The sequence below is a fragment of the Mesorhizobium sp. B2-4-2 genome, assembly GCF_006442845.1.
Lineage (GTDB): Bacteria > Pseudomonadota > Alphaproteobacteria > Rhizobiales > Rhizobiaceae > Mesorhizobium.
The window spans coordinates 190,012-202,224 of the sequence record NZ_VFVM01000003.1; the positions used below are offsets into that span (position 1 = coordinate 190,012).

A 12,213-nucleotide genomic window follows, 5' to 3' on the forward strand; every position below is an offset into this window, starting at 1 on the left:
CGGCCGGAGGTCTCAGTCAGGGGAGGTAAACTTACATCGGGCCCTTGTCTCCAGGCTTGCCGGGCAGCTCTTCCGGGAACAATTCGTATTTCGCCTGCTTGTCGGCCGCCACGAAGACCCGCTCGCGGATGATCGAATCCTCTGCCCAGTTGAACATGTAGATCGGCGTGCCCCTTGGAACGTTGGAGAAGCGCTTATTGACGATCAGCGCACCGGGATATTCCGTCAGGCCGACATTGTAGACGTGCTCCGTCGAAATCTTCTGGAAGTCTCTCATCAGGGCGGCGCGCTGGTCATTGTCCTCAGACGTGACAAATTTGTTGACGATGTCGACGAGGTCCTTCTCGAAAGGCATCAGGTCGACCTCGCCGCTTTCAGGTGCGCGGTGATCCCAGCTGGTCTTGGGGCCGACGGGAGCGAGCTGCACGGTGTTCTGCACGATGGAGGTCAACTCCTGGTCGTTGCGCCGGATCAGCCAGTCGAAGCGCCCGGAATATTGCGAGGCATCGCGCTGCGTGCCGTTGAGACCGTTGAGCACGATCCGCAGCCCGAGCTTCTCCATCTGGGCGACAACGCCTTCGGCGAGGCTCTTGTCGGTGCCGTAGTCATTGTTGACCAGCATGACGATCTCGACATTCTTGCCGCCGGCCGTGCCGGCCGGGAAGTTCACGAAACCGTCGCCATCGGTATCCTTGAGTCCGGCCTTGGCGAGTTCGGCCTTGGCGCCCTCGAGGTCGAAGGGATAGTAGACCGTCGACTTGCGGTCATAGAAGCTGGTGCCGGAGGACAAGCCGCCGGGGTAGATGGCGGTGAACGGCCCCTTGACCAGGGAGTTGCCAAGCGCCTTGCGGTCGAGCGCCATGGTAACGGCCTTGCGGAAATCCTCATTGCGGTTCAGCTCGCGAATCGCCTGACCGCGCTCGTCCGGGTTGCCCCAGCCATTAGCGGAAAAATTGAGGCGCAGATTATAGCCGATCAGCCGTGGACCGAACGCCAGGCGTGCAGGCGCATTCGCCTCCGCGGCCCGCTTCAGCGAGGCGACGAAGTTCTCCGGCTGCTCCAGATTGGAGAAGTCGCCCGAGCCGGCCACCGCCTGAACATCACGGTCAGCCCAGGTGGACAGCTTGTAATGCAACTCGTTGAGGTAGGGCAGCTGATTGCCCTTCTCGTCGACCTTCCAATAATAGGGATTGCGGCGCATGACGATGATGTCATCCGGCCGGTATTCAACCGGCACCCAGGCGCCCATGACCGGCATGTTCATATATTCCGGCGGGAAGGCGTTCTTGAACTGGTCGTAGGTGTTCTTCGAGTATTTCGGATGTTGCGGCTTCAATATGTGCGCGGGGCCGGGGCAGAAGGTGCCGTAGGCCATCGCGTAAAGATACTGTTTCGGGAAGGCCTCCTTGAAGGTCCACTCAACGGTGTAGTCGTCGACCTTCTTGAGCGTGGTGCCGACCCCGAAAGTTTCCTGGGTGGCACCATTGAGCGGCGAGACATTGGGATCGACGACCTCGTCGTCCCAGTAGAACATGACGTCGTCTGAGTTGAAGGGCGCGCCGTCGGACCATTTGGCACCCTCGACGAGGTGCATGGTGAGCTTGTGGCCATCCGCCGACCAGTCCCAGCTTTTGGCGAGGTTGGGCAGCGGTTCGGTGTCCTTGGCCTCGACCTGAAACAGCGGCGCGGTGCGCGTCAGGCATTCGGACAGGCCGATATCGATGCCGCCCCATCCCTGCGTCTGACCGGCGCCGTAGTTCCAGCCTTCCGGCCGCCCGCCGATAACGTGGCGCATCGTATCGCCGTAGACGCCGATGCCATCAGGCATGTTGCCCGTCTTGAAAACCAAGGGCTCCTTCGGCAGCCTGTCTTTCACCGGCGGCAGCTTGCCGGGCTTGACGTATTTCTCGGTCACCCAGTCCGGCTCCTGATAGTCCGGCAGCGCCTTGAACTCCAGAATGGAGTCGCGCGGCACATAAGTGATCTTGCCTTCGGCCGGAAACGCCGCCGGTACCGGCGGGACCGTCGGCTCGGAGGCGAAAGCGTTGAGCGCCGGGACGGAGACGCTCAGCGCCAGTCCCGCGACCATGCTAATGCTGCGTAGGTTCCTCATTGTCTCCTCCCTCGTGTTCGGACGTTTTGTTTTGCTGCTGCTCGTCTTGTGCCTGGACGGCTGACTGCGGTGGACCTACCTCCCGTGGATCCGCCGTCGCACCCTGTTTTCAGCCAGCCTGCTTCAGCGCGGCCTTCTCGGCGCGCAATTCCTCGATCGAGCGGACGCTGCGCCGCGCGGCGCCCGCCCATTCGCGGGTCTTGACCCTGGATCTGGACAGCCGCTCTTTTGCCGCCGGAACCGCATGCGCAAATTGAGGCAGCCAGGCCGCCTGGGCGACGACCATTTCGTCGACCATCTGCCAGACCTCTTCCGGTGTCGACACCGCGCCGACCAGCGGGTCATGCAGCACGGCAAGCTTGAGCAGGTCGATGTCGCCGGATATGGCGGCATGCACCGACATGCGCTGGACATTGATCGAGGACATGCAGGTCGCGGCACATGCCTCCGGCAAGGTGATGCCGGCCGCCATGTTGATGCCGAAGCGGTCGACGAAGCCGGGCGATTCGACGATGGCGTCCTGCGGCAAATTGGTGATGACACCGTCATTCTTGACGTTGAAGTGGCCGCGATAGACGCGGTTGGTCTCCAGCGCCTCCAAGATGTGGCTGGCATGCTCGTTGGAGCGTTTTGACGGATCGATCGGCTTCGACGCCGCTTCGAGGAATTGCGGATATTCCGTCTCGAACCAGTTGCGGGTCTCGGTGGAATAACGGAGATAGCCGCCCGTCTCGCCATGGATCCAGTCGGACATGTCGATCCAGCGGGTGATCTCGTCCGGGCGCTTGCGGTACCAGGGAAGATACTCGGACAAATGGCCGTTGCTTTCGGTCGAATAGACGCCGAAGCGCTTCAACACGTCTATGCGCAGCTTTTCCTGCCTGGAATAGACCGGGTGAGCCTCGAAGGCGGCGACCAGCTCGTCCTTGCCGATTTCGCGCCCGTTCAGGCGCAACTCGATGAACCAGGTCTGGTGGTTTATGCCGGAACAGACATAGTCAAGCTCCCGAGGTGACTTCGCGCCCAGTACCTCGGCGATCTGCTCGGCGCCGTGCTGGACCCCGTGGCACAGCCCGACCGTGTCGACCTTGCCGTACTCGATCGCCGCCCAGGTGTTCATCGCCATCGGGTTGGCATAGTTGAGGAATTTCGCATCGGTCTCGGCGACATCGCGTATATCCTTGCAGAAATCGAGGATCACCGGGATGTTGCGCTGGCCATAGAGGATGCCGCCGGCGCAGATCGTGTCGCCGACGCATTGGTCGATGCCGTATTTCAAGGGGATCCTGATATCGTCGGCATAGGCTTCGAGGCCACCGACCCGCACACAGCTGATGACATAACGAGCGCCCTCGAGCGCCTTGCGGCGGTCTGTCGTCGCCGTCACCTTGGTCGGCAATTTGTTGGCCTCGACGATCCGGTCGAGGATCGCCTTGATCATCTGGAGATTGTGCTCGCTGACATCGGTCAGCGCGAATTCGATACCCTTGAATTCCGGCACGCACAATATGTCGGTGAACAGTTTCTTGGTGAAGCCGACGCTGCCGGCGCCGATAATAGCGATTTTGAAACTCATCACCTTCACCTCGATCCGATCGAATGCTAGGCAAGGAGCAACAAGGGAGGATATGGCCACACGCCAAGGCGCGCGTGCCAATCGAGCCGAATTCCGGCTTTTTTCCTCCCGCCCGCTCCTCGACTGCGGGTTCTTCACGTTCTTCGAGGATGGATTATGCGCTTATTCGCGAGCACGGCCAGAGAAGGATTATGCTTTCAAGGGTAATTTTGTGCTGCGGGATCTGATCGCCAACGGACAGTCGATGCGTACGATCTCGCTGCCGCGCGGTCGCCAGCGCCTGCATGCCATGCCGACGAGCACCGGCTACGAAGTGCGCGAAGGCGAAATCTATGATTGGGACGGGCGCAAGCGCGGCCAGACGCCATTCACCGTGCTCCAGCACACGATCAACGGAAGCGGCCGGCTTCGCTATGAGAACCGCAACTATCGCCTGCAGCAGAACGACACGCTGCTGGTGCTGGTGCCGCACAACCACCGCTACTGGCTGGCCAAGGACGAGCGCTGGGAATATTTCTGGATCTCGATGAATGGCGAGGAGGCGCTGCGCATCCACAAATCGATCCTCGACGTCTCGGGTCCGGTGTTCCGGCTGCAGCCGGAGACGATCGATCATCTCGCCGATTGCAGCCTGCGTCTCATCAACGGGGCCGCTGCGCCGGGGGCGGCTTCAGCGATCGCCTATGAGGCGGCGATGGCGCTCTACGACGATGTCTTCGGCTCGCACGCCTTTGCGGAGAAGCAGAGCGCCATGCAGCCGGTCATCGACCACATCAACGCCAATCTCGACAGGCCGCTGCCGGTAGCGGACCTCGTCCAGATCAGCGGCCTCAGCCGGGCGCACTTCTCGCGCTGCTTCGCCGAGAGCGAAGGCATCCCGCCCGCGGAGTTCGTACTGCAGCAGCGGCTGCAACGCGCCGCCAAGCTTTTGACCAAGGCTGACTTCCTGCCCGTGAAGGAAGTCGCCATCCTGTGCGGCTTCGAGGACGCGAACTATTTCTCGAAGGTCTTCCGCCGCTGTTACGGCATTAGCCCGGGCCAGTTCCGCACCACCGGCATGTATGCCAGCATGAGGGTTCCGGCCAGGCGCGACATCAGGGTGTCCGACGACGAGACCTGACCCCGTCGCCGTCCAGCGCAGCCTTGCATGACATGCACTACGCCGCTTGCCGGCTGCCGCCGTCCAGCCATTGGAGATCGGCAGGTGAAAGCGCGATGTCGAGGGCGCGCAAGCTGTCGTCCAGTTCGCCCAGCGTGCGCGGGCCGATCAACGGCACCGATGGGAAAGGCTGGTTGAGCACATAGGCGAGCGCAATATGGATCGGGCTCTTGCCCAGCCGCGCGGCAAGTTCGATCGCCCGGTCGCGGCGGCCGAAATTGCGCTCCGAGTACCAGACCCGCACCAGTTCTTCATTGTCGCGCCGGTCGCGCCCGGCGCGTTCGGTGAAGAAGCCGCGCCCTTGGCTCGACCAGGCGAAATTCGGCATCTGCCGGGCGGTCAGCCAGGCCTTCCAGTCATCGGTGGAGGAGGTCACGCAACCGGCCCAGATCGGCTCCAGCATTTCAGCCAGCGAGAAGTTGTTGGAGAGCGCGCCGGGCTTTTGCTTGCCGGTGCGCTCGGCATAGGCGATCGCCTCGTCCATGCGCTGCATCGTCCAGTTCGAGCCGCCGAACGGGCCACGGATGCGGCCTGCCTTGACCTCGCGGTCCATCGCATCGACGAATTCTCCGACGGGCACGTCCGGATTGTCGCGATGCATGAAATAGATATCGACATGGTCGGTCTGCAGACGGTCGAGCGACTGGACGAGCTGCTTGCCGATCACGTCGGGATAGCAAAGCGGCGAATGTGCCCCCTTGGCGATGACCACCGACTGCTCGCGAACGCCACGGTTCTTCAGCCATTGCCCAAGCAGCGTCTCGGTGTAGCCGCCGCCATAGACATAGCCGGTGTCGAACAGATTGCCGCCAGCCTCGAAGAAGGCATCGAGCAGGATCGAACCCGACGAGAAAGTGCGGAAATCCTCGAAACCGAGCGCCACGATCGAGGCCGGCTTCGACAGGCCCGGAATGGCGCGTTTGGCGATCGCCGTGCCGCCGGATCGCAAGGGCCGGTCGGCGATGGTGTTGGTGCGTCGCGAGGCCTTTTCGATCTCGTACTCCAACCCCACAGCCGCGCGCCATCTGTCGAGCACGCGCAAGGTGCCGAGGCTGTCGGCCCAGGCCATGCCCGGCCAGGCGAACTCCTGCCGGCCGGCAAGGATGGCGTCCCCGGCGGCGTCGACTTCGAAGGAATAGACGTGACGCTTTTCGTTCACGCTGATGGTTTCGCGCACGCCGTCCGCGCCGATCACATCGATCCGGCCGAGGCCGACATCGCGGTCGCCGCCGGCGAACCAGAAATCCGGCACTTCGATGCGGCCCCTGGTGCCGAAAATCCTGAGCACATTGTCCTGGTTGAGGGAGATGCTGCAGGAGACCTCGGCGACGATGCCGCCCGGGAAATGCAGCAGCGCGGAGGCCCATTCGTCGACGCCGGACTGGCCAAGGTGGGCAACGCCGGTCACCTTGTCCGGCTCCAGGAACGGCTTGCCGGCCGCGGCGCCGGCAATCAGCCGCGCCATCGAGACGGGATAGCCGCCGACGTCCAGGATGCCACCGCCGGCGAGGTCGTTGGCATAAAGCCGGTGCTGCGGCATGAAATCAGGCATGGCAAAACCGAAGCTCGACTTGATCATCCTGATCTCGCCGATGACGCCGGATTTGATCAGTTCCACCAGCTTCAGCGTCTGCGGGTGCAGCCGGTACATGAAGGCCTCGCCGAGAAAGGTGCCGGCCTTGCGCGCCGCATGCATCATGGCGTCGGCCTCGAAGGCGGTCAGCGCCAGCGGCTTTTCGCACAGCACATGCTTTCCCGCCTCCGCCGCCCGGATCGCCCATTGCGTGTGGCCCGGGTGCGGGACCGAAATGTAGATCGCGTCGATTTCCGCGTCAGTGAGCAATGCTTCGTAACCGTCGAGAATGCGGGCGCCGGGAAAATTCTCGGCCAGGCCCGGCTTGCCCGGATCGCGCGCACCGATGGCGACCAGCTTTCCGTTGCGCGAGCCGGCGACGCCGCCGGCGAAGGCCTTGGCGATGCTGCCCGGGCCGAGAATACCCCAGCGGATGGGCGTGGTTGCAGTCATTGTCATTCTCCTTGCGGGATGGGAAAGGGCAGCCGATCAGCGCAGCCGCAGCCCTTTTTCGTCGAACAGGTAGGATTTGCGGATGGATACGGTGATCTCCGATGTTTCGGGGACCTTGGCCGCGTCGCGCTGGATCACCACGTCCTCGCCATTGGCCGTTCTGGCGTAGAGAAAGCTCGTGCCGCCCAGGTGCTCGACCACATCGATGGTGACGGCAAGATCGGCGTCGCCTTCTCCGGCGCTGCCAAAATGTTCGGGCCGCACGCCAACGATGACCTTGCTGCCGATTTCGGACGCGGCGCCCGTCAGCGGCTGCGTGATGCGGGTCTTCTCCTGGCCAGCGAGTTCCACCACGACGCCGCGCGCATCGCAGCCGACGACGCGGCCCTTGATGAAATTCATCTTCGGCGAGCCGACGAAACCGGCCACGAACTGATTGTCGGGATTGTCATAAAGATCGAGCGGGCGGCCGATCTGCTCGACATGGCCGCCGCGCAGCACGACGATCCGGTCGGCGAGCGTCATCGCCTCGGTCTGGTCGTGCGTGACATAGACCATGGTGGTGCCGAGCTCCTTGTGCAGGCGCGAGATCTCGACCCGCATCTGGACGCGCAGTTCGGCGTCGAGGTTGGACAGCGGCTCGTCGAACAGGAACACCTGCGGCTCGCGCACGATGGCGCGGCCGATGGCAACGCGCTGGCGCTGGCCGCCGGAGAGTTTCTTCGGACGGCGCTCCATCAATTCGCTGATGCGCAGGATCTCGGCCGCCCGTTTCACCCTGCGGTCGGTGTCGGCCTTCGGATTGCCGGTCATACGCAGGCCGAAGGAGAGATTCTGCTCCACGTTCATATGCGGATAGAGCGCGTAGGACTGGAACACCATGGCGATGCCGCGGTCGGCCGGCTCGACATCGTTGACCACCTTGCCGCCGATGGCGATCTCGCCATCGCTGATATCCTCCAGCCCGGCGATCATCCTGAGCAGGGTGGACTTGCCGCAGCCAGACGGGCCGACGAAGACGACGAACTCGCCATCCCTGATGTCGATGTTGGCGCCATGGACGACCTCGAAAACGCCGAAGCGCTTGACGACATTCGTGAGCGTGACGGTTGCCATGCCTACCCTTACTTGACCGCGCCGGCGGCGATGCCGGCAATGAAATGGCGTTGCAGCAGCACGAACACGATCAGCATCGGCACCGTCAGCATTACCGCGCCCGCCATGATGCCGCCCCACGACACTTTGGTGAGGCCGATCAGCGTGCCGAGCGCCACCGGTGCGGTCATCGCGCCGGGCTGGCTGTTGATCAAAAGCGGCCAGAGATAATTGTTCCAGGACGCCAGGAACAGGATGATGCAAAGGGCGGCCAGCATCGGCCGCGCCAGCGGCAGCGCGATGAAGACGAAGATGCGCCACTCCTTCACGCCTTCGACGCGGGCGGCATCGAACAGGTCATCGGGCATCATGGAAAAGCTCTGGCGCATGAACAGCACGCCCAGCGAATTGAACAGCGGCGGCACGATCAGCGCCACCCAGGTGTTCGCGAGCTTGAAATCGCGCGCCACCATGATGAATTGCGGGATCAGCACCACCGCATAGGGAAGCGTGATGGTGCCCAGGATGATGGCGACGACCAAGCCCTTGCCGACGAACCGGTAACGCGCCAGCGCCCAGCCGGCCATCGACGTCAGCAGCACCGACAGAAAAGTGTAGGTGACCGCCACCGAGACGGAGATGAAAATCGCGCCGACAAAGTCGGTGTCGCGCTGCAGGTTGTTGAAATTGTCCACGAAATTGCCGTGCGGCAGCAACTCGATGCCGGGGCTGAAGATGCCGTTGTCCGGCATGGTCGAGAACACGACCATCATCCACAGCGGAAACAGCCAGATCAGCGCCAGTGGCGTGAGGAAAAGATGCAGCAAAAGGCTGCGCTTCAGCCTGGCCGAGGCGAGCGAGCTCATTTCGGTTCCCTCGTCAGCCACAGTTGCACCAGGGTGATGGCGATCGCCAACCCCGCCATCGTGTAGGCGACGGCCGAGGCGTAGCCGAAATTAAGCGACCGGAAGCCCTGGCGATAGAGCAGCAGGCCGAGCGTCTCGGTGCCGCCGCCCGGCCCGCCGCGTTCGGTGATCAGGAACGGCTCGGTGAACAGCTGCATGGTGCCGATGATTGACAGCACGGTGCAGAACACGATGACCGGCTTCAACAGCGGCAAGGTGATGAAGAAGAACTGCTTGAGCTTGCTGACCCGGTCGAGCGTCGCCGCCTCGTAGACATCCTCGGGAATGGACTGCATGCCGGCCAGAAGGATGATGGCGTTGTAGCCGGCCCAGCGCCAGGTGACCGCGATCATGATCAGCGCCATGGCCGGCGTGACATTGGAGAACCAGTCGATCTTTGGCAGCCCGACGCTGTTCAGGAGCTTGTTGATGATGCCGAAATCGAGGTTGAACATCAGCCGGAACACCGCGGAGTAGGCGACCTCGCCGACCACCACGGGAGCGAAGAAGGCGAAGCGGTAAAGTCCCCTCGCCTTCAGGAGCGGCGAATTCAAAAGCACGGCCATTACCATGGCCAGCGCGATCATCACCGGCACCTGGATGACGAGGATGAGCAGCGTGTTCTTCAAGGCATTGAAGAAGGCCGGATCGCCGATCAGCCGGCCCCAGTTGAAGCCGGGCGCAAAGCGCCAGGGCACGGTGCGCGTCGCCTGGAACGAGATCAGGAACGAAGAGATGATCGGCCATACCCAGAAGACGGAGAAGATCAGCAAATAGGGCGCGAGGAAACGATAGGCCGTGGCGTTGCGGTTGCGCATCGTGCTCCTCCTTCTCTCGTCGGCGTTTCAAGCTGTGGTCCCGCGCGCAGCGGCAACCGGTTGGTCGGGACATGCGACATTTCACACGTCCCGCGAGGAAGCCCCGCGGGCCGCGGTCGGGTCCGGGCGGCGCATGCCTGCCCGGACCCCGTCTGGGAGGTTATGACTTGACCGGCAGCCCGGTCGCCGCCGCGATCTGGCCGGCGGCATCGTCGAGTGCCGCCTTGGCATCGGGATAGCCGCCGGCGAGATATTTGGTCTGCACCGCGCGCATGATGATTTCGGCATCGCTCTGGAACTGCGTGCCGCGGCTGGGGACGATCTTGGGCAGGGTGGCGAGGATGTCCTTCCACACCGCCTGGCCGCCCCAATAGGGCAGGCCTTCAGACACGTAGGGGTCGTTCAGCGCCGACACCAGCGAGGGAACGAGGCCGAACTCCTTCAGCATGGTGATCTGGCCCTCATTGGTTTCGAGCGTGTATTTCAGGTACTCGTAAGCCGCTTCCTTGTTCTTCGACCCCGAAGTGATGGCCAGCGACGACCCGCCGAGATTGGCGGCGCGTGGCCCGTCGGCGGTAAGGCTCGGCATCAGGTAGACGCCCCATTTGCCGTTTTCGCCGGCCGATTCGGTGCGGATGGTGCCTTCATACCAACCGCCATAGACCTGGGTGGCGACGGTGCCGGCGGTGTTGTTGGTGATCTTGGTGCCCCAGTCGGCCGAGGAGATGACGCCGGCGTCCTTCATCTCCTTGATCTTGGCCAGCGTATCGATGCATTTCGGCTGGTTCACCGTGATCGACTGGCCATCCTCGGAGAAATAGCCGCAGCCCTGTTCATTGGAGATCATGCGGAAGAATTCGGTGTCGCCGTTGAAGTCGGCGTTGGTCATCGTGACGCCGGGATTGGCGGCCTGGATCTTCTTGCCGGCGGCAATGAAATCGTCCCAGGTCTTGATCGACGCCGGATCGACGCCGGCCTTTTCGTAGAAGTCGCGGCGGTAGAAGGCGGCGACCGGGCCGGAATCCCACGGCATTGCATAGGCCTTGTCGCCGACTTCGAGCTCGGTGCGCTTGAAATCGGGGAATTTCGCCTGGTCCTCTGCGCTGTAGCCCAGCGTGTGCAGGTCGACAAAGCAATCGGGAAATTGGCTCCAGTAATTCTCGGCCTCGCCGTTCTCGATGGTGACGACATCAGGCAGGCCGACGCCACCGGCGGCGCATCCGGCGATCGATTTGTCATAGGTCGGCTGGTTGCCGAGATCCTGGACGGTGACCTTGATGTCAGGATGCAGCTTGTTGAACCCGGCAATCGTCGCCTTCAGCGACGAGGCGGCGATGTTCCAGCTCCAGATGGTGATTTCGCCCGATTGCGCGAAGGCCGGGGCTGAACCCAAGGCAAGCGCGAGCGCGGCGCAGGACAGTGTGATGCGCATTGAAATCCTCCCATTTCATTTGCTCTCTCTGCGAGCCGGGCTAGACTATGCGGCGCGGAAGGCTTGTCCCCGACAAAGGGAATACGAAATTGGCGGAAAGTAAGATGCCGGACCGGCCGTTTTACCAGCCTGGCGCCAGCAGCGTGGAAGGAATGCCGCTGCTGTTGCAGATGTTCCACACCGCTCCCCTGGTGATGCTCAAGCCGCATTGGCATGCGCAGGTCGAGGTGAACTTCATCGTGCGCGGCAGCGTGCATTACCGCATGAACGACCACGAAATCTCGCTTTCGGCCGGTGAGATGTGTCTGTTCTGGGGCGGACTGCCGCACCAGATGGACGATTTGAGCGACGACGCCATCTATGCCGGCGCGCATCTGCCGCTGGTGCATTTCTTCCGGCTGCATCTGCCGGCTGACATACGTCACCGGCTGATGACGGGTGCCACGCTGGTGACCAGCGCCACCGATCAGTCCGACAACGATAATTTCGACCGATGGAACCGCTACGCCCGCTCCGGCGACCCGGCCAAGGCCGAGCACGCCGTCAACGAACTGTTGCTGCGGCTCGAGCGGGTGCGGTTCGAGCCCTACAGGCTGGTGCCGGAAAACGCGGCTGGACAGGAAGCGGGCAGTCCGTTCGACCAGCAGTCGTCGCGCAATGTCGGGCGCATGTGCGATTTCATCGCCGAGAATTTCCTCTACGACATCGATTGCATGAACATAGCGGCGGCCGCCGACCTCCATCCCAAGTACGCCATGAGCATCTTCAAGAAATCGACCGGCATGACACTCAACGAATATGTCAACCTGTTGCGGCTGAGCTATGCGCAGGCGCTGCTCATGCACCAGGATGCCAATGTGCTCAGGGTCGCGATGGATTCGGGCTTCGGTTCGCTCAGCGCCTTCAACAAGTCGTTCCGGAAGCTCGCCGGCATGACACCTACGGATTTTCGCAAGGGATTGGCGGGCGCCAGATAGCGGCGGCGTGGCGCGGAAACCAGCGCATCGGGCGGCACTTCTTTTCCTGCCGGAAATCCACATCTGGGCGCTGGACAGGCCGGATTCCCATGCTATAACCCACGCGCTTTCA

At 62.6% G+C, this 12,213-nt stretch carries 9 protein-coding genes; 2 read left to right on the forward strand and 7 right to left on the reverse strand.

The window, feature by feature from the left end; genetic code table 11:
* Positions 1-31: 31 nt before the first annotated feature.
* Together FJ942_RS07915 and FJ942_RS07920 are read right to left on the reverse strand one after the other, a co-directional pair.
* Positions 32-2,113: an ABC transporter substrate-binding protein gene (locus FJ942_RS07915; RefSeq protein ID WP_140897455.1), complete on the reverse strand. Its 2,082-nt coding sequence runs from the start codon at positions 2,111-2,113 to the stop codon at positions 32-34.
* 109 nt (positions 2,114-2,222) lie between these two features.
* Positions 2,223-3,689, reverse strand: a complete 1,467-nt coding sequence (locus tag FJ942_RS07920) for an alpha-glucosidase/alpha-galactosidase (protein WP_140897456.1) — start codon at positions 3,687-3,689, stop codon at positions 2,223-2,225.
* Positions 3,690-3,900: 211 nt separating this feature from the next.
* Here FJ942_RS07920 and FJ942_RS07925 point away from each other — a divergent pair, with 211 nt between their 5' ends.
* On the forward strand, positions 3,901-4,809 hold the full coding sequence (locus FJ942_RS07925) for an AraC family transcriptional regulator (RefSeq protein WP_181169855.1): 909 nt from the start codon (positions 3,901-3,903) through the stop codon (positions 4,807-4,809).
* Positions 4,810-4,846: 37 nt separating this feature from the next.
* Here the strand turns inward: FJ942_RS07925 and FJ942_RS07930 are convergent, their stop codons facing one another.
* The 5 genes from FJ942_RS07930 to FJ942_RS07950 all read right to left on the reverse strand — a co-directional run bounded on the left by FJ942_RS07930 (position 4,847) and on the right by FJ942_RS07950 (position 11,124).
* Positions 4,847-6,874 (reverse strand): aldo/keto reductase, encoded by a 2,028-nt coding sequence (locus FJ942_RS07930; protein ID WP_140897457.1) that lies wholly within the window; start codon positions 6,872-6,874, stop codon positions 4,847-4,849.
* A gap of 36 nt (positions 6,875-6,910) precedes the next feature.
* Entirely contained in the window at positions 6,911-7,990 is a 1,080-nt protein-coding gene (gene ugpC, locus FJ942_RS07935; protein WP_140897458.1) for a sn-glycerol-3-phosphate ABC transporter ATP-binding protein UgpC, read from the reverse strand.
* An 8-nt stretch (positions 7,991-7,998) separates the two neighbouring features.
* Complete coding sequence (locus tag FJ942_RS07940) at positions 7,999-8,835, reverse strand: carbohydrate ABC transporter permease (protein WP_140513329.1); 837 nt, start codon at positions 8,833-8,835, stop codon at positions 7,999-8,001.
* On the reverse strand, positions 8,832-9,692 hold the full coding sequence (locus tag FJ942_RS07945) for a sugar ABC transporter permease (RefSeq protein WP_140501017.1): 861 nt from the start codon (positions 9,690-9,692) through the stop codon (positions 8,832-8,834). The genes FJ942_RS07940 and FJ942_RS07945 overlap by 4 nt, the downstream gene beginning before the upstream one ends.
* Before the next feature lie 160 nt (positions 9,693-9,852).
* Positions 9,853-11,124, reverse strand: a complete 1,272-nt coding sequence (locus tag FJ942_RS07950) for an extracellular solute-binding protein (RefSeq protein ID WP_140501015.1) — start codon at positions 11,122-11,124, stop codon at positions 9,853-9,855.
* A gap of 104 nt (positions 11,125-11,228) precedes the next feature.
* Between FJ942_RS07950 and FJ942_RS07955 the strand changes: the two genes are divergently transcribed.
* Positions 11,229-12,101: a helix-turn-helix domain-containing protein gene (locus FJ942_RS07955; RefSeq protein WP_140567748.1), complete on the forward strand. Its 873-nt coding sequence runs from the start codon at positions 11,229-11,231 to the stop codon at positions 12,099-12,101.
* The last annotated feature ends 112 nt before the right edge of the window (positions 12,102-12,213 follow it).

Coding starts and splice junctions, on each gene's coding strand:
- FJ942_RS07930 (WP_140897457.1), bottom strand. CDS start 6,874: ATGACTGCAACCACGCCCATCCGCTGGGGTATTCTCGGCCCGGGCAGC.
- FJ942_RS07945 (WP_140501017.1), bottom strand. CDS start 9,692: ATGCGCAACCGCAACGCCACGGCCTATCGTTTCCTCGCGCCCTATTTG.
- FJ942_RS07940 (WP_140513329.1), bottom strand. CDS start 8,835: ATGAGCTCGCTCGCCTCGGCCAGGCTGAAGCGCAGCCTTTTGCTGCAT.
- FJ942_RS07915 (WP_140897455.1), bottom strand. CDS start 2,113: ATGAGGAACCTACGCAGCATTAGCATGGTCGCGGGACTGGCGCTGAGC.
- ugpC (WP_140897458.1), bottom strand. CDS start 7,990: ATGGCAACCGTCACGCTCACGAATGTCGTCAAGCGCTTCGGCGTTTTC.
- FJ942_RS07920 (WP_140897456.1), bottom strand. CDS start 3,689: ATGAGTTTCAAAATCGCTATTATCGGCGCCGGCAGCGTCGGCTTCACC.
- FJ942_RS07955 (WP_140567748.1), top strand. CDS start 11,229: ATGCCGGACCGGCCGTTTTACCAGCCTGGCGCCAGCAGCGTGGAAGGA.
- FJ942_RS07950 (WP_140501015.1), bottom strand. CDS start 11,124: ATGCGCATCACACTGTCCTGCGCCGCGCTCGCGCTTGCCTTGGGTTCA.